This window comes from Pseudarthrobacter sp. MDT1-56, from assembly GCF_059383555.1.
Window position 1 is genome coordinate 38,293 of sequence record NZ_JBWZCK010000005.1, and the last position, 23,800, is coordinate 62,092.

Consider the following 23,800-nt stretch of genomic DNA (forward strand, 5'->3'; position numbering starts at 1 on the left):
CTGTGTTTGCATTCCGCGGCCCACACTGTGGTGGGCCGCCCCCAGCCGACTGAAAGTGTGGACACCATGGCATTGGGAACCGTCAAATGGTTCAACGCCGAGAAGGGCTACGGATTCATCACCGTGGACAGCTCCGGGGCCGATGTCTTCGTGCACTGGTCTGCCATCGCGGGGGAGGGCTACCGTGCCCTGGACGAGGGCCAGCGCGTGGAACTCGAAGTCGGCGAGGGCGAAAAAGGCCCGCAGGCCGAAAGTGTCCGGCCCGTCCAGTGACCTTCGCCGCCGCAGCGCACGCGCCGCAGGACCCAGCCGACCGGGCCGCTGCTCGACGGGCCACCGGCAGGACTCTCCGGCGCCGGGCTGCGGCACTGCGGACCGGCCGCGCCGTGGTCCTGGCCGCGACCGCCGCCCTGGCCCTGACAGCATGCCTGGGTCCGACCGGGGGCGCCCGCGTGGAACAGGCGGACGCGAGCGGCGACGGAACCCTGCGGATCGGGCTCATCCTCGACAACACCGGCCCGCAGAGTTTCCTCAACGCCCCCCAGCTGGCCGCCGCAAAGCTTGCCGTCAAGGAAATCAACGCTGCGGGCGGCCACAAGGGCAAACCGGTGGAGCTGCTCCCGGAAACCATCAGCGCGGACACCGCCGCGCAGGCCAAGGCGCGGGTTGCGGCCAAAGCCGACGTCGTCATCGGTCCGACGGACTCAAGCCGGGCGCCCGCCGCCATCGATGTCCTGGCCAACGCCAAGACCGCCATCATTTCCCCCGCCAATGCCGCCAGCGGGCTCACCAGCTATCAGAGCAACGGCTACTATTTCCGGACCTCGGCAGCCGACATCGCCCAGGCACCCGTGCTGGTCAAACTGGCCAAGGACGGCGGTGCCGCCACCCTCGCCGTGGTGTACGAGGAGGGCAGCTACGGCAAGGACGTCTCCAACGCCGTCGCCGCCGCCGCCCGGCAGTCCGGCGTCGGGTCCGTCGCCGTCGCCGGCTTCGCCCCGGGCCAGGCGCAGCAGGCGGCCGCTGCCGTAAAGGCGGCGGCTCCCGACGCCGTCGTGCTGGTCTCGCGGGCAGGGGCGCAGGGCGCTATCGCCGAGCTGAACAACGCCGGCGTTGCCGGCAAGAAGCTCATCCTCAGCGACGGGGCGGTCAACCAGTACGGTTCAGGCCTCGGATCCGGTGCCCTCGACGGTGCCCGGGGGATCCTGCCGGGGACCTTTGCCTCCGCGCACTTCCAGGCCGAACTGGTTTCCGTGGATCCGGGGCTGTCGGACATGACGTTTGCCGCCGAGACCTACGACGCCGTGAACCTCGCCGCCCTTGCGGCCGCCGCTGCGCAGGACGACGCCGGAGCGTCCATCGCGGCCGGCCTGATCGGCGTCTCGGGCGGCAAGGTCCAGGCGCCCGGCGGCACCGGGCCTTCCGTTGAATCCACGGTCTGCAAGAGCTACCAGGAGTGCCTCGACGTTCTCCGGTCCGGCAAAAAACCCGATTATGACGGTGAATCGGGTCGGATCGGCTTCGATGCCAACGGCGACGTCAGCACCGCGAACTACGTTGTCTGCACCTACGGTGCTGACAACACCGCAACCATGAGCGGCAGCGAGACAGCCAGCAGCAACGGGAGTTAATCGCCCGTAGCGTATTGCGTCGCGCCGCAGTGCCGCCAGCGGGCCGATGCAGGGCATTCCAGCGCACCCACTGCTTGCACTCTCCCCGGGGGAGTGCTAATTATTGAGTTAGCACTCCCGCGTATTGACTGCTAAACAACGCCCGGTTCGCCCGGCCGCGAAGTTGAAGCAGGCGAGCCAGGAGCGAAAGAAACACCTGGCTGGGGTGAGATCCCTGGCCCGGCGGCATACAGAGGCCGCGGGGCAAGGATCGTCCGTCGCGGGCACCGCAGCAAAGGTTCATTCTTAACGACTGTCCCGAAAGGACTACTGCCGTTATGGCCAAGATCATTGCATTTGATGAAGAGGCACGCCGCGGTCTTGAGCGGGGCCTGAATATCCTCGCCGACGCCGTCAAGGTCACCCTCGGCCCGCGTGGACGCAACGTCGTCCTCGAAAAGAAGTGGGGCGCCCCCACGATCACCAACGATGGTGTTTCCATCGCCAAGGAGATCGAGCTGGACGATCCTTACGAGAAGATCGGCGCCGAGCTGGTCAAGGAAGTTGCCAAGAAGACGGATGACGTCGCTGGCGACGGAACCACCACCGCCACCGTGCTGGCTCAGGCCCTGGTCAAAGAAGGCCTGCGCAACGTCGCGGCCGGCGCTGATCCCCTGTCCCTCAAGCGCGGCATCGAGAAGGCTGTCGAAGCCGTCACCCGCGAGCTCCTGGCCTCTGCCAAGGAAATCGAAACCAAGGAAGAGATTGCCGCCACCGCGTCCATCTCTGCCGGTGACAACGAGATTGGCGCCCTGATTGCCGAAGCCCTGGATAAGGTCGGCAAGGAAGGCGTCATCACCGTCGAGGAGTCGAACACGTTCGGCCTCGAGCTGGAGCTCACCGAAGGCATGCGCTTCGACAAGGGCTACATCTCCGCTTACTTCGTCACCGACGCTGAGCGCCAGGAAACGGTCCTCGAGGATCCGTACATCCTGATCGTCAACTCGAAGATCTCCAACGTCAAGGAACTGGTTGCTGTCCTCGAAAAGGTCATGCAGTCCTCCAAGCCGCTGCTGATCATTGCCGAAGACATCGAGGGCGAGGCCCTGGCCACCCTGATCGTCAACAAGATCCGTGGCACCTTCAAGTCCGTCGCCGTCAAGGCTCCGGGCTTCGGTGACCGCCGCAAGGCGCAGCTCGCGGATATCGCCATCCTCACCGGTGGCCAGGTCATCTCCGAGGAAGTCGGCCTCAAGCTTGAGACCGCCGGACTCGAACTCCTGGGCCGCGCCCGCAAGGTCGTTGTGACCAAGGACGAGACCACCATCGTCGAGGGTGCAGGCGACGCTGACCAGATCGCCGGCCGCGTTTCCCAGATCCGCGCCGAGATCGAGAACTCCGATTCGGATTACGACCGCGAGAAGCTGCAGGAACGCCTGGCCAAGCTGGCCGGCGGCGTTGCAGTCATCAAGGCCGGTGCCGCAACCGAGGTCGAGCTCAAGGAACGCAAGCACCGCATTGAGGACGCTGTCCGCAACGCGAAGGCTGCTGTCGAAGAGGGCATCGTCGCCGGCGGTGGCGTTGCCCTGATCCAGGCCGGTGCCAAGGCATTCGCCAACCTGCAGCTCGAAGGCGACGAGGCAACCGGTGCGAACATCGTCCGCGTTGCCATCGACGCGCCGCTGAAGCAGATCGCCTTCAACGCAGGCCTCGAGCCCGGCGTTGTCGTCGACAAGGTCCGCGGCCTGCCTGCAGGCCACGGCCTGAACGCAGCAACCGGCGAGTACGTCGACCTGCTGGCTGCCGGCATCAACGACCCGGTCAAGGTCACCCGCTCTGCCCTGCAGAACGCGGCTTCCATCGCCGGCCTGTTCCTCACCACCGAGGCCGTTGTGGCCGACAAGCCGGAGAAGAACTCCCCGGCCATGGGCGGCGGCGACGACATGGGCGGCATGGGAGGCATGGGCGGTTTCTAACCGCGCTGAGCTAGCAACACTGAGTGTCGCTGACCAGTTCAGCGCTGAACGTCCAGTTCAACGACGGCGGTCCCTCCTTCGGGTGGGGCCGCCGTCGGCGTTGAAGGCCCGACCGGTCTGGCAGGATAGTGCAGTGACGATTACAGCAGCGGCCGACGGTTCGGCTTTAGGAAATCCCGGCCCGGCCGGATGGGCGTGGTACGTGAACGACGACTGCTGGCGGGCGGGGGGATGGCCGCACGGAACCAACAACATGGGCGAGCTGATGGCCGTGCTGGATCTGTTCCGCTCCACCGCGCACCTGCCGGGCGAGGACCTGCACATCCTCTGCGACAGCCAGTACGTCATCAATTCCGTCACCAAATGGATGCCGGGCTGGAAACGCAAAGGCTGGCGCAAGTCCGACGGCAAGCCCGTCATGAACGTCGAACTGCTCAAAGAGATCGACCAGGCGCTGGTCGGCCGCAAGTACAAATTCGAATGGGTGCGCGGCCATGCCGGGCATGACCTCAACGAGGCGGCGGATGACCGCGCCAGGGCCGCGGCGACGGCCTATCAGCAGGGCGTTGCCGTACGCCAGGGTCCCGGCTTCGGCGCCGCCGCCGAGGCGGACGTCCCCTCAGCGCAGGCCGCCTCCGCAGCTGCCCAGGCCGCGCAGGCCGTGCCAGCGCTGACCGGCCAGCAGCAGCTGTTCGGCGAACCGTCGCTCTTCGACGAACCCGACCTCTTCAGCGAGCTCGACGAGGACACCACCCCGGCCCCCGGCACCGACGCGAGCCCGGAAGCGATCGTGGAGGCGCTGGAGCGCGAACTCCTCCGGCCGGAAACACGCGCGGACCTCGGACGAACCGGGGTGCTGCTGCACCCGGACTTCACCGAAATCGGCAGCTCGGGCCGGATCTGGACCCGGGACGCCATGATGATGACCCTCGAAGAGCACCCGGGAGGCCCCGCCGAACTGGAGCTGCTGGGCGCGGACCGGCTGGGTGAGCAAACCGTCCTCCTGACCTACCGCAGCCACGCCCGGTCAGGAAACGCCCTGCGCAGCTCCCTGTGGGTCCACGACGGCGCTCAGTGGAGGCTCCGCTTCCACCAGGGCACCCCCGAAGTCTGAGCCCTTCTCCGGCGTCAGGGTGGCCGCTCAGCTGAAGCGCTGGGTATTGTGCAGTTCAGCCTGGGCGTAGCTCGCGGCCGCGGAGTTCAGCGCCAGGTTGATCGAGGCCAGGGACGCTTCGACTTTCCCCTGGGTCAGGGTCCACTCGGCCACGAGAGCCTGGAAGTTGGTGGCCGCCGAGCCGCGCCACGTGGCCTGCAACTCATCGAGGCCGCGTTTCATGGCCTGGACGTCGGCGCTGATCCGGTCGACCGTGGCCTTGACGTTTGCCGACTTGAGCTGGAGGAGTTCCGTGTCGACGGAGATGATGCTCATGGGATGCCCTCTCTGCAGTGCCTGATCCGGAATCTCCGGACGCTTCGAGCCTAGGCAGGCCGGAGGGTTGCCGGGACCGTGCGGTCCAGGTATGTGGAAAAAGCTGCAGGGACCGCGGCCAGGCTACTTCCCGGCGGCGTTACCGGAACCGGAACCGGCACCGTCGTTCGAACCGGGGTCCTCCGCAGCCTCGTCCAGGAATGGCAGGCTGACCACCAGGGTGGCTCCGCCGCCGTCGGTCTTCGCGACCCGGACCGTGCCGGCGTGCGAGCCGACGATGGCCGCGACGATCGCCAGTCCCAGCCCGCTGCCGCCGGTTTCCCGGGTGCGTGAGGTGTCCGCGCGGTAGAACCGCTCGAAGATCCGCGCGGCTTCCTCGTCCGGGACGCCCGGGCCGTGGTCGCGGACCTCGATGACGGACTGCCGGGTGCCGTCCCCGCCGGTCCGGACGCCGACGGCGAGTTCAATGGGTGTGCCCTCGGGGGTGTAACGCAGGGCGTTGCCCATGAGATTGCCCACCACCTGCCGCAGCTTGGCTTCGTCGCCCAGTACCGGCGCCGGCCCGGGGGGACCGCCGTCGAGCCCGGTCAGGGTGATAACGCGGCCGCGGTCGCTCGCCTGGGTGTCCACCACGGCGTCGTTGGCAACCAGCAGCAGATCGGCGGGCTTCTGTTGCAGCGGCCGCTGCTCATCGATCCTGGCCAGCAGCAGCAGGTCCTCCACCATGGTTCCCATCCGCTTGGCTTCGCTTTCGATCCGCCCCATCGCGGTCGCCACGTCCTCCGGGGTGGACAAGGCGCCGTGCCGGTAGAGCTCGGAGAAACCGCGGATCGTCACGAGCGGGGTGCGCAGTTCATGGGAGGCGTCCGCGGCGAAGCGGCGCATCCGCTCCTCGGAGGCCATCCGGGCGGCAAAGGCCGTCTCGATATGGGCGAGCATGGCGTTGAGGGAGCTGCCCAGCCGGCCCACCTCGGTAGTGGGGTTTTCGACCTCGACACGCCGGGAGAGGTCGCCGGCCGCAATCGCTGCGGCGGTCTTTTCGACCCGGGCCAGCGGCCGGAAGGACCGGGAAATGCTCCAGGTGGCGATAAAGAAGGCCAGGACCAGGGTCAGCAGTCCGACCCCGACGACCACCAGGACGGCGTGTTCCATCACGGAATCGACCGGCCACAGCGGGAGCCCGATGACCACCACGGAGCTGCGCTGGTTGCTGTCGACGACGTTGAGTGCGACCACCCGCCAGTTGCGCCCGTCCGTGCCGCGGACCTGGAACGGGGTCTGCTGGAGTCCCGCGACGTCGGCGGGGCTGATGCTGGCGATATCCGGGTGGAGTTCCTTGCTGCCGCCGAACGGGAACGGGGGCTGTCCCGGCGTGAAGAGCATCAGGGAGTAGTCGGTGGGGATGCTCTGGTTCTGGTCCTGCAGCTGGCTGAAGGACTGCTGCTGGCGCACCGAGGTGACCGCGGCCCGGAGCTTGTCATCGACCTGCCCCTGCAGATAGCTGTGCAGCAGGGTCAGGGTGCCGGCGCCGGTGGCGGTCAGGGCCACCAGCATCAGTGCGGTCATGATTGCCACAAGCTGCGACCGCAGCGACGCCGACTTCCAGCGGTGCAGCAACAAGGTCAGCGCTTCTCGGCCGTCCGCAGGACGTAGCCGACGCCCCGTTTGGTCTGGATCAGGGCCGGGGCGTCCGGATCAATGTCCACCTTGCGGCGCAGGTAGGAGATGTAGGACTCCACGATCGAGGCATCCCCGTTGAAGTCGTATTCCCAGACGTGGTCCAGGATCTGGGCCTTGGACAGGACGCGGTTGGGGTTCAGCATGAGGTAGCGCAGGAGCTTGAATTCGGTGGGGGACAGCTCGATCACCGTGCCGCCGCGGCGGACCTCGTGGGCGTCGTCGTCGAGCTCAAGGTCATCGACGCGGATGACCGCATCGTCGTCCTGCAGCGGCTGTGTGCGGCGCAGCACGGCGCGGATGCGTGCCACCACCTCGTCGAGGCTGAAAGGCTTGGTGACGTAGTCGTCGCCGCCCACGGTCAGGCCCATGACCTTGTCCTCGGTGTCATCCTTGGCGGTCAGGAAGAGCACGGGGAAGTGCTTGCCTGCAGCGCGCAGCCGGCGGGTGACGGTGAAGCCGTCCATATCCGGCAGCATGACGTCCAGGACGGCCAGATCGGGGGAATGCAGATCGGCCGCTGCCAAGGCTTCGCGCCCGTTGGAGGCCGAGACGACCTCGAAACCGGCGAAGCGCAGGGATGTGGACAGCAGCTCGCGGATGTTCGGTTCATCATCGACGACGAGCAGCTTGGCTTCGGGACCGTTCTTTTTCATGGTTCCCATGATCCTCCCAGAATCTGGGAGTTTTCTGAATGGAAGATGTGTGTTTAGTGGGACCGGACCGCCCACCGTACCGCCCGGCCCGCCGGACTGGACGCGCAAAGTGGTTCCTTGGAAGGCATTCCCCTGCGCCGACCTCGACATTAGAGTGGCCCTATCGATTCACTCCGCCGCGGCGGCATGAGCGCGGGTACCCCAATGAAGAGGACACAAAGTGACGACTGAGACCAACGCAGTGGACAGTTCAGGCCCCGTTGACCGGAGCATCCGGGACTGGGCGGATCTTGCCGAAGAGATGTGGTCCTACCTGACCGGCAAAGGAGCCGCGATTAATTACAACTTCATCGATATGACCATCGAGGTTCCCCGCGACATCGGCCCGGACGCGCCGCGCGCCACCTGGAAGCTGAACGGGAGCCTCCGCGTGACCACCAGCGACAAGGACGCTGTGGGTTCCGACGAGAACAGGGCCTGACCATGGCCCCGCGGTTCAGGGCCGACATCAACCTGGACTTTTCCCTCCAGGAGGCCTCCGGCGAGGAGACCCGCGGATCGGTGAAGGCGTCCGGGAGTGAAGTGGTTGTTGCGCTGGACCGCATCGATGCCCTGCAGTCCCAGCGGATGCCGTCCCTGGGCGACCTCAGGCCCCTGGCGAAGACGCTGTCGGACCAGGGGCTGTCCGTCGTCGTGGACGGACCGGACGGCAGGATCATCAGCCTCGGCGCCGTCGAGGCTCCGGCCTCGCAGCGGGTGATTACCAAGTCGCCGCACATCAAGCTGGGAAAGCTGGGAGCGCTGGCGCCCATGCTGAAACGGGGCCGGCGTTCTCCGGCCCGGGGGATTTCCCTGCTGCCGCCCGGGACCGTGTTGCCGTTGCTGCCAACGGTGAAGCGCAGGATTCCCCGGCGCATCACGACGACCCATTACACGCGGGGCGGCGGACGGCCGCGGTTGATTTTCGTTCAGGACTCGAAGTCCTGGAACGGACAGGTCCCGCGTGAGTTCAGCCTCACTGCGGAACGGGTGCGCATCGGCAGCGACGAATCCGTCGACCTGCAGCTTCCGGGACTCGACGGAGTGCATGCGGAAATAGTCCACAACGACCGGGATGAATACGTCCTGGTCCGGCACGGCAAAGTCACCGGCAGCTTCGGTCCGGGGTCGACCTCGGTACTGCGCACTGGCTCCCGCCTCCAGATGGGCCAGTGGTGCCTGGCGTTTTTCCGGGAAGAATTTGCCGACCACGGACGCCCCTTCGGCGGCCGCAGCGGCGGAGAATTCGCCTACCAGCGTCCGCAGCGCGACCCGCGTACCGGAGCTTTGGAACAGGACGGGTCGACGTACATCCGCTAGTCCGCGGCTCGGACTGCCCGGGAGGGGTGTGCCGGATCAGTCGGTGGGCGAGCTGGTGCCCACGTCCCGGGCATCCATGATCCGGTAGGCGTAGCCCTGCTCGGCCAGGAAGCGCTGGCGCTTGGCCGCGAAGTCCTGGTCCAGCGTGTCCCTGGCCACGAGGGAGTAGAAGCGGGCGGCGCGGCCGTCCTTCTTGGGCCGCAGCAGCCGGCCAAGACGCTGGGCTTCCTCCTGCCGGGAGCCGAAGGAACCGGACACCTGGATCGCGACCGAGGCTTCGGGCAGGTCGATGGAGAAGTTGGCGACCTTGGACACCACGAGGGTCTGCTCCTCGCCGGCGCGGAAGGCATCAAAGAGCCTCTGGCGTTCCTTGACCGGGGTATCTCCCTTGATCACGGGTGCGCTCAGGCGCTCGCCGATCTCGTCCAGCTGGTCGATGTACTGGCCGATCACCAGCAGCTGCTCGCCGGCGTGCTGGGCCACGAGCTGTTCCACCACCAGGGTCTTGGACTCGGACGTGGCGCACAGCCGGTACTTGTCCGCGTCCTCGGCCATCGCATAGGCCACGCGTTCGTCGCGGGGCAGGTCGATCCGGACCTCGACGCAGTCGGCCGGCGCGATGTAGCCCTGCGCCTCGATGTCCTTCCACGGCGCGTCGTAGCGCTTCGGGCCGATCAGGCTGAACACTTCGCCCTCGCGGCCGTCCTCGCGGACCAGCGTGGCGGTGAGGCCGAGCCGGCGGCGTGCCTGCAGGTCCGCTGTCATCCGGAAGATCGGGGCGGGCAGCAAGTGGACCTCGTCGTAGATGATGAGTCCCCAGTCGTTGCCGTCCACGAGTTCCAGATGGGGGTACAGTCCGCCCCGTTTCGTGGTCAGGACCTGGTACGTGGCGATGGTCACCGGCCGGACTTCCTTGACGGAGCCGGAGTATTCGCCGATTTCCTCCTCGGTGAGGGAGGTCCGCTTGAGCAGCTCGTCCTTCCACTGCCGGGCGGACACGGTGTTGGTGACCAGGATCAGGGTCGTGGTGGAGCTGGTGGCCATCGCGGCGGCACCCACCAGTGTTTTGCCGGCCCCGCAGGGGAGCACGACGACGCCGCTGCCGCCGGCCCAGAAGTTCTCCATCGCCAGCTGCTGGTAGGGACGAAGCTTCCAGCCGGACTCGTCGAGCAGGATGGGGTGCGGCGTGCCGTCAACGTAGCCGGCCAGGTCCTCGGCCGGCCAGCCGATCTTGAGCAGCAGCTGCTTGAGCTGCCCGCGCTGGGAGGAGTGGACCACCACGGTCTCGCCGTCGATCCTCGGGCCCAGCAGCGGGGCGATCTTCTTGGCGCGGCTGACCTCCTCCAGCACCGGATAGTCCGAGGTGCGCATGACGAGGCCGTGCTGGGGGTCCTTTTCGAGCCGCAGCCGGCCGTACCGGGACATGGTTTCTTCCACATCGATCAGCAGGGAATGCGGCACCGGGAAGCGGGAGTACTTCAGCAGGGTGTCCAGCACCTTCTCGGCGTCAAGGCCGGCAGCCCGAGCGTTCCAGAGGCCCAGTGGCGTGAGCCGGTAGCTGTGGATGTGCTCGGGGGCGCGTTCCAGCTCGGCGAACGCGGCGATGGCGTGGCGTGCTTCGGTGGCGAGTTCGTGGTCCACCTCGAGCAGGATGGTCTTATCACTCTGGACGATCAGCGGTCCATCGTTCACTGGAGCAATTCCTCTGCGGCTTCTACATCAATAATCCGGTGGATGGACAGTACGCGTTCGGTTTCCTTGTCCGGGTCGAAGACCCGGACCCGTCCGCCGTTCACAGCTACCGGAACAACCGTTTCCCGCACGGCATTCCCCATGCCGTCGACGACGTTCATCACCACGCGCTGTTTGAGCCGGATCGCCTTCTGCAGGGTTTCGAGCCCCAGCTGGGTCGCTTCTTCGCTGCCGGGGGCCGCAGCGTGGTGCCCGGAAGCGCCGCCGCCAGCGGTCCGTTCGCTGCGCAGCACCGCCAGTTGGGCGTCGACGTCGGCTTCGGGAGGGGCGGTGCGCGGGGCGCTGTACACCGGCCGGACGCTGCCGGGCACCGCGGTGGTGCGGCGCAGCCGGAGGCCGCCGGCCTCGGACTCGTCTACCGCCGGGGTTAGCCCCAGGCTCCGGAGCAGCTGCGCTGTTTCCCGCGGCGCGGCGTGCGAGACCAGCACGGTGGGGGCAATCCGGACCAGGCCGAGGCCGGCGGCGCCCGGAGTGTTGAGTAGCTCCAGGAGGGCGGTTTCGTCGTCGCTCTGGATGAAACTCGCGGCGGACCCCACCCGCAGCCGGGCATGGCGGGCTGCGGTGTCTTCGATCAGGTACTTCAGCGGCTGCGGGATCGCCGTGGCCGAGTGCAGGCTCAGGAAGTCCAGCATGGCCTGGGCATCCTGGCCGGCGTCGAGCGCGCGCCGGACCGAGGAGACCGAGAAGCGGTAGATCGTGGCGGGTCCCTGACCCTCGGCGTCGGCCATGGTGAGGAGCTTCTCGGTCAGGTCCGGCGCGAGGTAGCCGGGCGCCACCGCCGTCAGGTCGGCCTGGAGCAGGACATGGTTCAGGGCGGCCGGCAGGTGTTCGCCCAGGATTCCCATCGCCTCGTCGGGCTCTTCGGCGGCGATGGCCGCCCCGATCTGGCTGAGCGCGCCCGAGCCGATGAGGCCCAGCAGTTCGGCCTCGGCCAGGACACCGCGGATCAGCGAGCTGAAACGCCGTGCCATCCGGGGCTGGGTCCAGTCGGCGCGTTCCAGCACCGCCGCGGCATCCAGGACCGGGGCCTGGCCGTCCTGCGCCGCGGCCTCCCCGGTCAGTTCAGCCAGGATTTCCAGGATCCGTTTCCGGACCACTGGGGCGTCCGGGCGCTGCGCCTCGGCCGAGAGCGCGTTGATGGTGCCGCCGGCCGCGCCGCGGTGGGGAGCCGGGACCCCGGCCTGGCCATTGACGGGCTGACCCACGAGGGACGGCGCCCGCTCGCTGGCGAGCCAGGCATTGACCAGCCAGAGCCACTGCTCCTGGCGCGGAAGCGTCAGCCACTCCAGCTGGGGCGGCTGGACCCAGGCGGAACTGTCCACGTCCAGGCGGATGAGGCCGGACAGGGCGCACAGCTCGGCCAGCACCCCGGCGTCGTGCATCTCGATCCGCAGCCCGTCCGCCAGGCGCTTGAGCTCCCGGACGCCCACGCCGCCGCTGCGCAGGGTGACAAGAGGCTGTTCACGGACGATGTACAGCAGTTCACCGACCAGCCGCAGGGTCTCGGCGATCGCGCCCAGGGCGGCATTGCGGCGCAGCGCGGCAGAGGTGGAACCCAGCCGCGGCGCCGGGGGAGTCAGCGCGAACTTCTCGATGACAAAGCCGCCGCGCAGCGAGACCCCGACGCTGTGCGGCAGTTCCACGTGGGCGGCGTCCAGCGGCACCAGCAGCCCGCGGGCCAGGAGCCAGTCCACCGGCCCGACGTCGGCGGCCTCGTGCAGCACGGTGGCGCGCCGTTGCGCCTGCGGAACGGCGCCCATGGCCCAGTTCCCGAAGCGTGCGAGCAACGCCGGGGTGCGTTCCGGCGCGGTGGCCAGGATCTGCCGCAGGGACTCCGGTGTGGCCGTCCAGTGCTGCAGCGACAGTGCGGCCTCCATCGGGGTGGCCGCGGGGGAGATGGCCGCGCCGCTGCGGTGCAGTTCCCCGACGAGCTGGACTACTCGCTGCGCGAAAGCCGGCTGGAGCCGCACCAGTTCGGTGTAGCTGCGCCCGAGCCCGGCCGGGTAGATCCCGATGACGTCCTTGAGGCTGCCCACCGGCAAGTAGTAACGCTGCTTTGGCCCCGCGGGCGGCGCGGCGCCGTGCGGGGGTTCCGCCCGGTGGACGAGGGCCAGTTCCTGGAGGGAATGCAGCATCTTTTCGATGGAAGTCAGCGTCGCGCCATTGATCAGCTTCTTCAGCATCGGGGCGGAGGCGCTGTGCCCGGTATCCGTGTTCGTGCACAGGTGCAGGGTTTCGAGGACCTGCATTTCCGGGCGGTTCAGCCGCTCCAGGGCGCGCTGAACGCTGACGCGGCCGCTGGCGCGGGCAGCGAGGGCGGCGAAGTCCGGCACGCCAGGGGAGATGAGGTCCGGCCGCGCGGAGAACAAGGCACGCAGCGAGTCGTCGCTGCGTGCCTGCAGTTCCTTGCTTAGCGCGCGGATAAGAGACATCAGTGCAAGGCTACCTTTCGTCCGGCTCTCGGGTCCGACGCCGGGCTGCGACGCCGTCGACTACGAGCACGAGCATAAGCAGGAAAGCCACGGGAAGCCCGTACAGGGCGGTGGAGGTGATCCAGGCGGGCGACACGGCATTGTTAAAGGCCATCGCCATCACGACGCCGACGGCCGTGAGCGACAGCACGGCGGCAGCAGCCGCGACGATCAACAGTGGCCGCCGGAAAGGCAGTGGAGTCATGGAGCTAACGCTAACAGTCCGGCCTGTCCCGCGCCCCAAACGACCAAAGTGGACCGGGCAGGATAACCTTGAAGGAACAGACCAACACGGTCCGGGCAGTCATACCCTGAACCCGCATATCAATGCGGATGCGGTGACCGCCGGCCGTGTCACCAGCAGAACGAAGAAGGTTGATTACGTGCCTACCGGCAAGGTCAAGTGGTATGACAAGGAAAAGGGCTTCGGATTCCTCGCGGGCGAGGACGGCCAGGAAGTCTTCCTGCCGAAGTCCGCGCTGCCCGAGGGCGTAACCGAGCTCAAGGCCGGCACCCGGGTTGAATTCGGCGTGGCCGACGGCCGCAAGGGCGCCCAGGCCCTAGGCCTGCGCGTGCTGGACAAGACACCGTCCATCGCCAAGGCCAAGAGGCCCAGCGCGAAGGACCTCGCGCCGCTGGTGCAGGACCTCGTCTCCGTGCTGGACAACCTGTCCGGAACCCTGTCCGCGGGCAAGTACCCGGAAGGCAACAAGGGCAAGGCGATCGCCGTCGCACTGCGTAAGGTTGCCGACGAGCTGGACGCGTAGGGCCCCGGCGATGACTCCGGAAACTGACCAGACCGCATCCCCCGCCGGGGACCTAACTGCCGCCGGGGACAAGAAGGCCAGAACCAAAGAAGGCACTAAGCCGCGCACCGGGGTTCCCGTCTGGCGCACCGGCAAGCCGGATGCCTTCCTGGCCGCCGCCGTCGACGTCGCCCGTGCAGCCATTGAGGGCATCGCCCCCGCCGAGCAGATCGGCCGCCATCTCGCGGCCAAGAGTGAAGGCGACCGCCTGGTCACGCACCTCTTCGAGTCAAAGCTGGCCGGCTACGGTGGCTGGCAGTGGTACGCCGTGCTCACCCGGAACTCCCGGTCCAAGGTTGTGACGGTGGACGAGCTGGGCCTGCTTCCCTCCGAAGACTCAATCCTGGCGCCCGAATGGATCCCGTGGGCCGAACGTGTCCGCCCCGGTGACGAACAGGGCGAGGAGGAAATCGCGGCAGTGGCGAGCCCGGCACCGCCGGAGGAAGCCGGCGCCCCGGTGGACGCCCTCGGCGCCGCTGGGTCGGACGATGACTCCGACGACGACAACGACAACGACAACGACGACGACGACGACGACGACAACGCCGCCGACGACGCGCCCGAAGACGACTCCGATGATGCGGACGGCAACGCGGACGGTGCCGGAGATGAGTACGACGCCGACGATGTTGACGACGATGACTCCGACGTGCCCGCCGGAGACACCCCGGACGACGAGTTGCCCGCAGCGCAGGCTGACTAACGGTTGGAATCATCCGGGATGCTGCACAGTGAGGGCTGGAGATGATGTCCACCTTCAAGTCCCTGCACATCCTGAACTACCGGATCTGGTTCATCGGGGCGATGATCTCCAACATCGGGACCTGGATGCAGCGCACGGCCCAGGACTGGCTGGTCTTCGACCACCTGACCGATCACGATGCCAGCGCCATGGGCATCACGATGGCCCTGCAGCTCGGACCCCAGCTCTTCCTCGCCCCCGTGGCCGGGCTGCTGGCCGACCGTTTCAACCGGAAACAGCTCCTGGTCCTGACCCAGTCCGCGATGGCGGTGCTGAGTGCAGGGCTGGGCATCTTGGTGGTTTCCGGGGCCGCGCAACTCTGGCACGTCTACGGTTTCGCGCTGCTGCTGGGTGTTGTCTCGGCCCTCGATGCACCGGTGCGGCAGACCTTCGTCTCCGAACTGGTCCGCGACGATTACCTGCCCAACGCGGTGGCCCTTAACAGCGCCTCCTTCAATGTGGCGCGGATGATCGGGCCCGCGGTGGCCGGCATCCTCACGGTCGCCGTCGGCCCCGGCTGGGTCTTCCTGATCAACACCCTGACCTTCGTGGCGCTGCTGCTGAGCCTGTGGAAAATTCCCACCGCCTCGCTGCGCCAGCTGCCCCGGGCCGCGGCCGGCAAGGGCCGGATCCGCGAGGGGCTGCGCTATGTGCAGTTCCGGCCGGACATTGTGGTGGTATTGGTCGCCGTCTTTATCGTGGGGACCCTGGGACTGAACTTTGTGCTGTTCATCGCGGCCATGGTCGGCACGGAATTCGGCCTTGATGCCGGCGCGTTCGGGCTGATGAATTCCATCATGGCCATCGGCTCCGTCGCCGGTGCCCTGCTGTCCGCAGGCCGCAAGAAGCCCCGGCTGCGGATCATTTTCGGGGCGGCCGGAGCCTTCGGCGTCACCTCCGGCATCGCTGCGCTGGCCCCCAGCTACTTCTGGTTCGGCGTCGCGCTGGTCCCGGTGGGGCTCTTCGCCATCACCATGATGACGAGCGCCAACGGCTACGTGCAGACCACCACGGACCCCGTGATGCGCGGCCGGGTGATGGCGCTCTATATGGCGATCTTTATGGGCGGCACGCCCATCGGTGCCCCGTTCGTGGGGTGGGTCGCCAACGTCGCCGGTCCCCGCTGGTCCCTGAGCGTTGCGGCGGCCTCCGGGCTGATCGCGGCCCTGATCGGTCTGGTGTGGATTGTCCGGGCCAGGCGACTGCGGATCCGGTTCGACCGGCGCGCGCGCGGGCTGCGCCACTTCCGGGTGGTGTCCGCCGCCCCGGGGAGCGCAACCGGCCCCGACGCCGGCGGCGCCGCCCGGGGACAGGACCCTGACGACGCCGCCGAACGCTGACGCTGAGGAACGCTGACGCCGCAGCGCCTCCGTTGCGTGGGAAGCTACTTCTTCAGTTCGCCCACGACGAAGTCGATGCACTCCAGCAGCGCGGACACATCGTCCGGCTCGATCGCCACGAAGGTTGCGATGCGGAGCTGGTTGCGGCCCAGCTTGCGGTACGGCTCGGTGTCCACGATGCCGTTGGCCCGGAGCACCTTCGCGATTTCCGCGGCGTCGATGGAGTCGTCGAAGTCGATCGTCGCGATGACGTTGGAACGGTCCTCAGCCTTCGTCACGAACGGCGTGGCGTATGCCGAAGCCTCGGCCCAGCGGTAGATGCGGCCGGCTGAATCCGTGGTCCGTGCCGAGGCGAAGTCCAGTCCGCCGTTCGCGTTGAGCCACTGCACCTGGGCGTCGAGGGTCACCAAGGTGGCCAGGGCCGGCGTGTTGTACGTCTGGTTCAGCCGCGAGTTGTCAATCGCCGTCTGGAGGTCCAGGAAGTCCGGGATCCAGCGGCCGCCAGCCTTGATCCGCGCCGCGCGTTCCAGCGCGGCGGGGGAGAACAGCCCGAGCCACAGGCCGCCGTCGGACGCGAAGTTCTTCTGCGGGGCGAAGTAGTAGACGTCCGCTTCAGCGACGTCGACATCCAGCCCGCCGGCAGCAGAGGTAGCGTCAACCAGGACGAGTGATCCTGCATCGGCGCCGGCCACACGCTGGACCGGAGCGGCAACGCCGGTGGACGTCTCATTCTGCGGCCATGCGTAAACATCGACGCCGGCCTCGGCCTTGGCCGCCGGGCGGGTGCCCGGTTCGGACTTGATAATGCTGGAGTCAGCAAGGAACGGTGCCTTGTCGGTGGCGGAGGCGAACTTCGAGCCAAACTCGCCGAAGGACAAGTGCTGGGCCTTGTTTTCCACCAGGCCGAAGCTGGCAACGTCCCAGAACGCCGTCGATCCGCCGACGCCCAGGATGACCTCATAGCCCTCCGGGGCGCGGAAGAACTGGCTGAGCCCGTTCCGGACCGACCCCACGAGGTTCTTGACCGGTGCCTGGCGGTGGGATGTTCCGAGCAGCTGCGACGCCGCGGCGAGAGCTTCCATCTGCTCCGGTCGGACCTTGGACGGACCGGCGCCGAACCGGCCGTCCTTGGGCAGGAGATTTGCGGGAATCGTGATGCTGGTGTCGCTCACAGTGGCTCCAATTTTCGGCTGGTACAAAAGTGTGGCTCGGGAGATGGCCCGGCAGCGTGGCTGCAGCGGAGCCTTGCGTTTCATTCTGCCTGACTGCCCGGCGGGGGAGGCAAAAAAGCCCGTCATAGTCCGGTCACTGAGATTATCCGGAGTAATTCAAAATAGGCTAAGCTGGCCTGCGAACGTACGGCGGACCCCACCACGGCGCCTGCAGCACGCGGTACGGTGGGAAACACGCAAGGACGGCGCTCGAGGAGCTGAGCTGAATGACGGATCTGATCGATACAACCGAGATGTATCTTCGGACCATTCTGGAACTTGAAGAAGAAAACATTGTCGCCCTCCGCGCCCGCATCGCCGAACGGCTGCGCCACTCCGGCCCCACCGTTTCCCAGACCATCGGCCGGATGGAACGCGACGGGCTGGTGGTTGTGTCCGGCGACCGCCACCTCGAGCTGACGGAAACCGGCCGGAAACGTGCCATCGAGGTCATGCGCAAGCACCGCCTGGCCGAGCGGCTGTTGGCCGACGTGATCGGGCTTGATTGGGCCTACGTCCATGAGGAAGCCTGCCGCTGGGAACACGTCATGAGTGAGCGGGTGGAGCGGCGGATCTTCGAACTGCTCAACCATCCCACTGTTTCGCCCTACGGCAACCCGATCCCGGGCCTCGCGGAGCTGGGCGGCTTGCCTTCCCAGCCCTACGCCGACGGCGTGGTGAACCTGCTTGAGGCCATGGCCGGCTACGGGCCGGATTCCAGGGTCAGGATCAACCGGCTTGCCGAGCCCATCCAGGTGGAACCGGAACTGCTCGTCCAGCTTGATGAGGGCGGCATCCGACCCGGCGCTTTGGTGGCACTGGAACGAGTGGGGGAGTACATCTCCGTGCGCGTGCCGGACATCGAAGGGGCCCTTGAGCTCCCGCCCGAGGTGGCTGCCCACGTCTTTGTTACCGTCGGTTAACTACCGATCACCGGCAACTCGTGGGACCACCCATGAGTTGTGCACAGGTCGATAACGGATTTATTACTGCACGGCTTAATCCCCTATAGTTGATCAGTAGTACCGATACCAAAGCGTTATCTGATCCGAGCCGAGCTCTGCCAGCGGATCAGACGCAGAACCACCTTCTGGCAGGGGCGGGGGAACCACTTCCGGCTGTTCAACAGCCTTGGGGTGAAGTCCGTCAGCGGCAAGCACTCTCCAGCAGGGAAGTCCCTTGATGCCTCTGTGCCTGGATGCTTGCCACAGCGGACCGGGTCTTTGATCTCTCTGACCCGAATCCGACAGCTAACTTCGCAGGCTCTCCAGAGAGGAACCGTTCTTGACCATCCAGACCGCCAGGGGCCGCCGTCGTGCGCACGGTCCCGCTCCGGAGCCGCGTCCGGCCGTCGCCGTCACGGCAGACCGCCCACGCGACGCGCACCGTGATGAACGCCGAGGCCGCCGCAGCCCATTCCGTCAGGTGACTGACTTCGCCGCGGCCAGCGGCGTCGGCCAAAAAGCTGGCATTGCACTGGCTGCCACGGGACTGGTCCTCACCGTCACCGTCCCCGCCACGGGCCCCGTCATGGCCACCGACGCCGGGACCTCCGCCGAATCCGTCTCTGCCGCGGTCCAGCCGGATGTCACCGCCGCCGAGGCCAAAATTGACTTCAACCGCACCGCCGTCACCACCCAGGGTGACCCGGACGGCAAGCTCAAGCAGTTGCTGAGCGCCCAGTCCGCCGGCTCCATCACCCGCGCCGCCTCCTCCGGCAGCCTCGGGGCGCCCCTGGTCCAAATGAATTCCTCGTCGCCCTTCGGCTACCGCGTCAGCCCCATCACCGGTGGTTCCGGAGAGTTCCACCGCGGACAGGACTATTCCGTCCAGTGCGGCACCGCTGTCCTTGCGGCCGCCAGCGGCACCGTAACCTTCACCGGATGGCATCCCCACGGCGGCGGAAACCGCGTGGTGATCGACCATGGAAACGGCCTGGAGACCACTTACAACCACTTGTCCTCAGCCAGCGTCAAGGTGGGCCAGCAGGTCACCCGCGGCGGTGTCGTGGCGATGAGCGGCACCACCGGCGCCTCCACCGGCTGCCACCTTCACTTTGAGGTCATGATCAACGGCGAAGTCGTCGATCCGACCGGCTGGCTCTAACCGAGCTGATGGGACACTCTCGCATTCCTGTGACACGCCGTGATCTGAATGTGACATTGAGCCCCAACTGCTGTACCGTTTGACCTACGCCAACTTTTCCGAAGTTGGCGCTCTTGAGTGGATTGCCTAGCTCTGCCACCGCTCAAGGTCCGTTCGCATTACATCGTCTGGCAGGGGCGGGGGAACCAATTTTGGCCTTCGAAAGAAGGCCTTGGGGTTAAGTCGCAAAGCTTCCCAGGAAGCAGCGCGGCCGGGTGACTCCCATCCGAATCCGACAGCTCACCTCGCAGGCATTGGGAGAGGCTACTTTCGTGTCTTCACGCCACAATGCTGCGCTTAACCGCGCTTGCGCGGCTCTAACGAGCCCGCTGAAATCCAACCTCCGCGTTGCCCTTGCCGGCGCCCGGAACGGATCTCACCCCGCCGACTCAATCTCTGCTGAGTCCGGCCCGCAGGCCATGCACCTGCAAGCAGTTCCCGCTTTTGGCGCGTCTTCGCAGTACACCCTTCGCTAAGTAACCCATTTCGGGGCGATCCGGCGTACCCCCAAGATGCCGGAGCGTCCTCAGCCCGCGCCCAAAAAGCGCGGACCCAGGATCACGAAAGAGAGAACTTAATGACTACTCGTGCAAACGCACGGCACCGCGCCGAGGTCACCAAGACCAACTCGCTGGCCGTCATTGCCAAGACCGTCGGCGACAACGCCGGTGGCATGGGTCGCCAGGCCGCAGTTATCGCTGCTGCCTCCGGCCTCGTCCTGACCAGCGGAATCGCAGCCAACGCTGCTGAGGCCAACGTTCAGCGCGAGTCCACCTCCGCTTCCACCCTCGAAGTCCAATCGGCCGCCCCGGCGACCATCTCGGCTGCTTCGACCATCGCGATCTCCTTCGAGAAGCCGGCCGTCACCACCACCCCGGCCCCCGTCGTCGAAGCCCCGAAGCCTGTAGTGAAGGTCCAGGAGGCTCCCACAGCAAACACGGCCAACGCTGCCAACACGGCCAAGACCGCCAGCACCAAGGTCGGCGCCACCGCCACCACGGCCGCCAGCACCACCGCCGCCAGCACCAAGGCTCCGGCCGTCGCCAGCGGCATGGGCGCCACGATCGCCGCTGCCGCCTACGCCCAGCTCGGCGTGGGCCAGGACTGCACCGCCCTCGCCACGAACTCGCTGGCTGCTGCGGGCATCAACTACCACGGCTGGCCGGCAGGTTACCTGTCCCTCGGCCGCACCGTAAGCGCCGGCGAGGCACAGCCGGGCGACCTCGCTTACTACCAGAACGGCGGCGCGGGCGTGGCCCACATCGCTGTTTACGTCGGCAACGGCAAGGCCGTCCACGGCGGCTGGAACGGTGGAACCACCTCCCTGCAGAGCGTCAACGTCGGCTCCGGCCCGGTCTTCATCCGCGTCGGCGGCTAAGACAGCGACAGCTAGCAACACAAAGGACCCCCGCCATTCGGCGGGGGTCCTTTGCGTTGCCAGGACGTGAACTTCAGCGGACACGAGCGGGGCGGGCAAAAAAGATTCGGTGAATTGGCATCTCCATGTTTACTCTTGTTTTGTCGATCCATAGCCCGACCATGCAGAGGGCAGCCGGCCCTCGTGCCCCTGGCGGGTGCGGCCGTGAAGAGGTATGCGGATGCGCACTCTCGTTCTGAATGCTGGATATGAACCGCTGGCGGTTGTGACCTTCCGCCGGGCGCTCGTCCTTGTGCTGACTGGAAAGGCCAGTGTCGTGGCGGAAGGCGACGATCCCGTCGTCGGTCCGCAGGACGTCCTGGGCCGGCCGTCGGTGATTCTCCTGAATCGCTACATCCGGCCCCGGTACAACACCGTGACGGCCGTGAGCCGCCGCGGGGTACTCCGCCGGGACGGACACCGCTGCGCCTACTGTGGCAAAGCCGCCCACACCATCGATCATGTCCAGCCCAAATCCAGGGGCGGTGCGGATTCCTGGGAAAACCTCGTCGCTGCCTGCCTGCGGTGCAACAACGCCAAAGGCGACCACACCCCGGGGGAAATGGGCTGGAAGCTCGGCTTCAGCCCCGCGCCGCCCAAGGGCACGACCTGGCAAATCAAGGAGCTCGAGAAGCCGACCCCGGCCTGGGATCCCTTCCTCCTGCCGGAATCCGCTGCCTGACACGGCGCGCCCCGGCCGCTGCGCCAGGGCAGGACCTATAGCCAGTTAGGCTGGGCCGGTGGAATTCGACGCTGTCATTCTGTCCGGGGGCAGGTCGTCCCGGCTGGGAGGCGTGCCCAAATCCGGTCTGATGCACGACGGCGCCACCCTCCTGGAGCGCGCCCTGCAGGCCGCTCGCGGCGCGGCCGCGGTCGCCGTCGTCGGGCCTGACCCGGGAACCCTGCCCGAGGGTGTGCTGAGCTGCCGGGAGGAGCCGGCCTTTGCGGGCCCCGCCGCAGCCGTCGCCGCGGGACTCGCCGCGCTGGACCGGCACCGCAGCCGCGACCCCCGCCACCCCGCCGCGGCAGCGCTGACGCTGGTCCTCGCCGTCGACATGCCCCGGGCGGATGCCGCCGTCCGAACGCTGCTGGCAGCCGCTGCGGAAGCCGCTCCGGGCGACGGGCTGATGGCAGTGTCCGCTGATGGGCGCCGGCAGCCGCTGGTCGGGCTTTATAGCACGGCTGCGCTACAACACAGCGTAGCCGAAGCCAGGCAGCGCGGCGCGCTCGAAAATGCCTCCGTATTCGCCCTTCTTGCTAGGCTGGAGGTGCGGGAAGTCAGCGTCCCCAGGGGGTCCACGGATGATGTGGATACCTGGGACGATGCCTCCGCGTTAGGGGTGACCGGGCCGACTGACGGCCACGGCTTCGACGGCCATCACCGCGACAGCCATGGACCAGGCATAAGGCCCAGGGATCCCCGGCTGAACTCGACTTTGGAGGCAAACGGTGAAAACCCAGGATGAAACACTCGAAGACTGGTGCCGTGCCCTGCTTCAGGCCCTGGAACTGGAAGACGTCGAGGTTGACGTGAACGAAGTCCTGGCCCTGGCCGGGGTGGCGGCGCACTCCGTGGTGCGCCCTGCCGCGCCTTTGACCACGTTTATTGCCGGCTTCGCGGCGGGCCTGGCCTCGGGCTCCGGCCAGGCCACGGATGCCGTCTCAATGCAGGCCGCGATGGGCGTTGCCCGCAAACTGGCCAAAGACTACGCAGCCAACGAAGCCTCCGGGGCATGACACCTGAACCCCCTCACGGCAGTGCAGCTGCCGCGGGGGATGAGCCTGCGCCCCATCGGCACCTCGCGCACACTTGGCAGGAAGCCCGGCAGCTCGCCTTCGACTGCGCGACGCCCATCCCCGCCGCCCCCGTGCTTCTTCGCGATGCGCTGGGGCGGAAACTCGCCGCCGACGCGGAAGCGCTCGTGGACATGCCGCACTACGCCTCGTCCGCCATGGACGGCTGGGCCGTCAACGGCAGCGGACCGTGGATCCTCGCGGAACCCGGCCAGCGGCTGGCTCCGCACCAGGCCAGCCCGATCGTCACCGGCGGGCTGATTCCTCCCGGGGCTAAGGCCGTGCTGCGGAGCGAAAGCGGCACCATTGCCGCCGATGAGGACGGGCTGCCGGTCCTGCAGCTCGGCGGCGGCGCGAAGCCCGGCGAGCCGCGGAACGGCGAGCACATCAGGAAAGCCGCGGAGGAAGCCGCCGCCGGCGACGTGCTGATCAAGGGCGGCACCGTGCTCAACCCCGCCCACCTCGCCCTCGCGGCCCTCGCCGGGCACGACAACCTTCCGGTCCTGGGCAAAGCCGTGGTCCGGCTGGTGTTCACCGGCTCGGAAGTCGTCACTGCCGGGATCCCCCGGCCGGGGGAGGTGCGCGACACCTTCGGTCCCCAGCTCGCCGGCGTCGTGGAAATGCTCGGCGGGATCTGCGCCGGCGAAACGAAAATCGGCGACAGCTACGCTGAATGGCTCACCGCGCTCGAGGACACCGACCCGCAGGCGGAAGCCGGGGCAGCTGCTGTGCCGCAGCCTCCCGCGCGCTCCGGCGCCGAACCGTTGCCCGCCGACGTCGTCATCACCACGGGTGGCACCGGCCGGTCCGGCACTGACCACCTGCGGCGTTCCGTCGCCGAACTCGGCGGACGGTTGCTGATCGACGGCATCGCCATGCGGCCCGGCCATCCTGCCGTGCTGGCTGAACTGCCGGACGGCAGGTTCATCATCGGGCTGCCGGGCAACCCGCTCGCGGCCATGATGGCACTGTCAACCATCGGGGCCCCGCTCCTGGCGGCGCTGGGGCACCGGTCCCTGCCGGCCGTCACCGAGGTGCCCTGCGGCTCCATGATTGACCCTGACCCCGGCCGGACCCGGCTGATGCCTTTCCGGCTCGTCTACGGCATGGCGTCTCCGGCGCAGCACACCGGCCCGGGCATGATGCGCGGACTGGCCGCGGCCGACGGCGTCCTGGTGGTCCCGCCGCATGGAGTGCAGCTGGGGGAAACCGTCCCGGCCTTCGCCCTGCCCTGGGGCACGCCCCTTCCGGAACTGGCGGTGCCGAAAGACAAGCCCGCCCCCAAACGGCCCGCCCGCAAGCCTGCCGGTTCCGGCGGGCCGGTGGACTGGAGTGAACTGCTGGGCTAGCGCCCGGTCCCGAACCCGCGCTGGCCACCCGGCCCAGTGCTTGCCATGATGGAACTATGTTGGTTA

Annotated in this window: 22 protein-coding genes, 1 pseudogene and 2 riboswitches; of the genes and pseudogenes, 16 read left to right on the forward strand and 7 right to left on the reverse strand. The window is 67.5% G+C overall.

Features of this window, described 5'->3' with window-relative positions; genetic code table 11:
* Window positions 1–66 precede the first annotated feature (66 nt).
* From AC50YC_RS08475 to AC50YC_RS08490, 4 genes are all read left to right on the forward strand, one after another.
* Entirely contained in the window at window positions 67–273 is a 207-nt protein-coding gene (locus tag AC50YC_RS08475) for a cold-shock protein (RefSeq protein ID WP_282382031.1), read from the forward strand.
* Window positions 274–368: 95 nt separating this feature from the next.
* Entirely contained in the window at window positions 369–1,631 is a 1,263-nt protein-coding gene (locus AC50YC_RS08480; protein WP_494953323.1) for an ABC transporter substrate-binding protein, read from the forward strand.
* A gap of 317 nt (window positions 1,632–1,948) precedes the next feature.
* On the forward strand, window positions 1,949–3,586 hold the full coding sequence (groL, locus tag AC50YC_RS08485) for a chaperonin GroEL (RefSeq protein WP_160667642.1): 1,638 nt from the start codon (window positions 1,949–1,951) through the stop codon (window positions 3,584–3,586).
* 133 nt (window positions 3,587–3,719) lie between these two features.
* Complete coding sequence (locus tag AC50YC_RS08490) at window positions 3,720–4,700, forward strand: RNase H family protein (protein ID WP_494953105.1); 981 nt, start codon at window positions 3,720–3,722, stop codon at window positions 4,698–4,700.
* 27 nt (window positions 4,701–4,727) lie between these two features.
* Here AC50YC_RS08490 and AC50YC_RS08495 read toward each other — a convergent pair whose 3' ends face one another.
* The 3 genes from AC50YC_RS08495 to AC50YC_RS08505 all read right to left on the reverse strand — a co-directional run bounded on the left by AC50YC_RS08495 (window position 4,728) and on the right by AC50YC_RS08505 (window position 7,348).
* On the reverse strand, window positions 4,728–5,015 hold the full coding sequence (locus tag AC50YC_RS08495; RefSeq protein WP_354172385.1) for a WXG100 family type VII secretion target: 288 nt from the start codon (window positions 5,013–5,015) through the stop codon (window positions 4,728–4,730).
* A gap of 123 nt (window positions 5,016–5,138) precedes the next feature.
* A complete protein-coding gene (locus AC50YC_RS08500) occupies window positions 5,139–6,632 on the reverse strand; it encodes a sensor histidine kinase (protein ID WP_494953324.1) in 1,494 nt (497 codons plus the stop codon).
* A 5-nt stretch (window positions 6,633–6,637) separates the two neighbouring features.
* On the reverse strand, window positions 6,638–7,348 hold the full coding sequence (locus AC50YC_RS08505) for a response regulator transcription factor (RefSeq protein WP_069952599.1): 711 nt from the start codon (window positions 7,346–7,348) through the stop codon (window positions 6,638–6,640).
* A 220-nt stretch (window positions 7,349–7,568) separates the two neighbouring features.
* On the opposite strand from AC50YC_RS08505, the gene AC50YC_RS08510 reads away from it, so the two are divergent.
* Together AC50YC_RS08510 and AC50YC_RS08515 are read left to right on the forward strand one after the other, a co-directional pair.
* Window positions 7,569–7,829 carry a hypothetical protein gene (locus AC50YC_RS08510; protein WP_494953106.1) on the forward strand — a complete coding sequence of 87 codons (261 nt, stop codon included), beginning with the start codon at window positions 7,569–7,571 and terminating at the stop codon, window positions 7,827–7,829.
* A gap of 2 nt (window positions 7,830–7,831) precedes the next feature.
* A complete protein-coding gene (locus tag AC50YC_RS08515) occupies window positions 7,832–8,707 on the forward strand; it encodes an FHA domain-containing protein (protein WP_494953107.1) in 876 nt (291 codons plus the stop codon).
* A gap of 36 nt (window positions 8,708–8,743) precedes the next feature.
* Here the strand turns inward: AC50YC_RS08515 and AC50YC_RS08520 are convergent, their stop codons facing one another.
* Genes AC50YC_RS08520 through AC50YC_RS08530 form a run of 3 tightly spaced genes read right to left on the reverse strand, consistent with a single transcriptional unit; the run spans window position 8,744 to window position 13,135 of the window.
* On the reverse strand, window positions 8,744–10,399 hold the full coding sequence (locus tag AC50YC_RS08520; RefSeq protein ID WP_494953108.1) for a DNA repair helicase XPB: 1,656 nt from the start codon (window positions 10,397–10,399) through the stop codon (window positions 8,744–8,746).
* Window positions 10,396–12,891, reverse strand: a complete 2,496-nt coding sequence (locus AC50YC_RS08525) for a helicase-associated domain-containing protein (RefSeq protein ID WP_494953109.1) — start codon at window positions 12,889–12,891, stop codon at window positions 10,396–10,398. Before AC50YC_RS08525 ends, AC50YC_RS08520 begins: the two co-directional genes overlap by 4 nt.
* 10 nt (window positions 12,892–12,901) lie before the next feature.
* On the reverse strand, window positions 12,902–13,135 hold the full coding sequence (locus tag AC50YC_RS08530) for a hypothetical protein (RefSeq protein ID WP_494953110.1): 234 nt from the start codon (window positions 13,133–13,135) through the stop codon (window positions 12,902–12,904).
* 178 nt (window positions 13,136–13,313) lie between these two features.
* Between AC50YC_RS08530 and AC50YC_RS08535 the strand changes: the two genes are divergently transcribed.
* The 3 genes and pseudogenes from AC50YC_RS08535 (at window position 13,314) to AC50YC_RS08545 (ending at window position 15,818) form a co-directional block, all read left to right on the forward strand.
* Window positions 13,314–13,697, forward strand: coding sequence for a cold-shock protein (locus AC50YC_RS08535; protein ID WP_024366560.1), 384 nt, complete (start codon window positions 13,314–13,316; stop codon window positions 13,695–13,697).
* Between the two features lie 10 nt (window positions 13,698–13,707).
* Window positions 13,708–14,283: pseudogene (locus tag AC50YC_RS08540) on the forward strand (DUF3027 domain-containing protein); the annotation flags it as partial.
* 200 nt (window positions 14,284–14,483) lie between these two features.
* Window positions 14,484–15,818: an MFS transporter gene (locus tag AC50YC_RS08545; RefSeq protein ID WP_494953325.1), complete on the forward strand. Its 1,335-nt coding sequence runs from the start codon at window positions 14,484–14,486 to the stop codon at window positions 15,816–15,818.
* Between the two features lie 44 nt (window positions 15,819–15,862).
* Here the strand turns inward: AC50YC_RS08545 and serC are convergent, their stop codons facing one another.
* Complete coding sequence (serC, locus tag AC50YC_RS08550; RefSeq protein ID WP_494953111.1) at window positions 15,863–16,990, reverse strand: phosphoserine transaminase; 1,128 nt, start codon at window positions 16,988–16,990, stop codon at window positions 15,863–15,865.
* A 266-nt stretch (window positions 16,991–17,256) separates the two neighbouring features.
* On the opposite strand from serC, the gene AC50YC_RS08555 reads away from it, so the two are divergent.
* The 7 genes from AC50YC_RS08555 (at window position 17,257) to AC50YC_RS08585 (ending at window position 23,734) form a co-directional block, all read left to right on the forward strand.
* On the forward strand, window positions 17,257–17,952 hold the full coding sequence (locus AC50YC_RS08555; protein WP_354172370.1) for an iron-dependent transcriptional repressor DtxR: 696 nt from the start codon (window positions 17,257–17,259) through the stop codon (window positions 17,950–17,952).
* 148 nt (window positions 17,953–18,100) lie between these two features.
* Window positions 18,101–18,309: riboswitch (cyclic di-AMP (ydaO/yuaA leader) on the forward strand.
* A 4-nt stretch (window positions 18,310–18,313) separates the two neighbouring features.
* Complete coding sequence (locus AC50YC_RS08560; RefSeq protein ID WP_494953112.1) at window positions 18,314–19,135, forward strand: M23 family metallopeptidase; 822 nt, start codon at window positions 18,314–18,316, stop codon at window positions 19,133–19,135.
* A 137-nt stretch (window positions 19,136–19,272) separates the two neighbouring features.
* Window positions 19,273–19,442, forward strand: a riboswitch (cyclic di-AMP (ydaO/yuaA leader).
* Between the two features lie 309 nt (window positions 19,443–19,751).
* The gene (locus AC50YC_RS08565; protein WP_494953113.1) at window positions 19,752–20,552 is read left to right on the forward strand and encodes an NlpC/P60 family protein; all 801 of its coding nucleotides are present in this window, start codon (window positions 19,752–19,754) and stop codon (window positions 20,550–20,552) included.
* Between the two features lie 220 nt (window positions 20,553–20,772).
* Window positions 20,773–21,273 (forward strand): HNH endonuclease, encoded by a 501-nt coding sequence (locus AC50YC_RS08570; protein WP_307463529.1) that lies wholly within the window; start codon window positions 20,773–20,775, stop codon window positions 21,271–21,273.
* A 58-nt stretch (window positions 21,274–21,331) separates the two neighbouring features.
* Window positions 21,332–22,057, forward strand: a complete 726-nt coding sequence (gene mobA, locus AC50YC_RS08575) for a molybdenum cofactor guanylyltransferase (protein ID WP_494953114.1) — start codon at window positions 21,332–21,334, stop codon at window positions 22,055–22,057.
* Window positions 22,041–22,328 carry a DUF6457 domain-containing protein gene (locus tag AC50YC_RS08580; protein ID WP_494953115.1) on the forward strand — a complete coding sequence of 96 codons (288 nt, stop codon included), beginning with the start codon at window positions 22,041–22,043 and terminating at the stop codon, window positions 22,326–22,328. The genes mobA and AC50YC_RS08580 overlap by 17 nt, the downstream gene beginning before the upstream one ends.
* A complete protein-coding gene (locus AC50YC_RS08585; RefSeq protein WP_494953116.1) occupies window positions 22,325–23,734 on the forward strand; it encodes a molybdopterin molybdotransferase MoeA in 1,410 nt (469 codons plus the stop codon). Before AC50YC_RS08580 ends, AC50YC_RS08585 begins: the two co-directional genes overlap by 4 nt.
* Window positions 23,735–23,800: the final 66 nt, after the last annotated feature.

Coding starts and splice junctions, on each gene's coding strand:
- AC50YC_RS08475 (WP_282382031.1), top strand. CDS start 67: ATGGCATTGGGAACCGTCAAATGGTTCAACGCCGAGAAGGGCTACGGA.
- groL (WP_160667642.1), top strand. CDS start 1,949: ATGGCCAAGATCATTGCATTTGATGAAGAGGCACGCCGCGGTCTTGAG.
- AC50YC_RS08495 (WP_354172385.1), bottom strand. CDS start 5,015: ATGAGCATCATCTCCGTCGACACGGAACTCCTCCAGCTCAAGTCGGCA.
- AC50YC_RS08505 (WP_069952599.1), bottom strand. CDS start 7,348: ATGAAAAAGAACGGTCCCGAAGCCAAGCTGCTCGTCGTCGATGATGAA.
- AC50YC_RS08515 (WP_494953107.1), top strand. CDS start 7,832: ATGGCCCCGCGGTTCAGGGCCGACATCAACCTGGACTTTTCCCTCCAG.
- AC50YC_RS08525 (WP_494953109.1), bottom strand. CDS start 12,891: ATGTCTCTTATCCGCGCGCTAAGCAAGGAACTGCAGGCACGCAGCGAC.
- AC50YC_RS08530 (WP_494953110.1), bottom strand. CDS start 13,135: ATGACTCCACTGCCTTTCCGGCGGCCACTGTTGATCGTCGCGGCTGCT.
- AC50YC_RS08545 (WP_494953325.1), top strand. CDS start 14,484: ATGTCCACCTTCAAGTCCCTGCACATCCTGAACTACCGGATCTGGTTC.
- AC50YC_RS08555 (WP_354172370.1), top strand. CDS start 17,257: ATGACGGATCTGATCGATACAACCGAGATGTATCTTCGGACCATTCTG.
- AC50YC_RS08565 (WP_494953113.1), top strand. CDS start 19,752: ATGACTACTCGTGCAAACGCACGGCACCGCGCCGAGGTCACCAAGACC.
- AC50YC_RS08570 (WP_307463529.1), top strand. CDS start 20,773: ATGCGCACTCTCGTTCTGAATGCTGGATATGAACCGCTGGCGGTTGTG.
- AC50YC_RS08585 (WP_494953116.1), top strand. CDS start 22,325: ATGACACCTGAACCCCCTCACGGCAGTGCAGCTGCCGCGGGGGATGAG.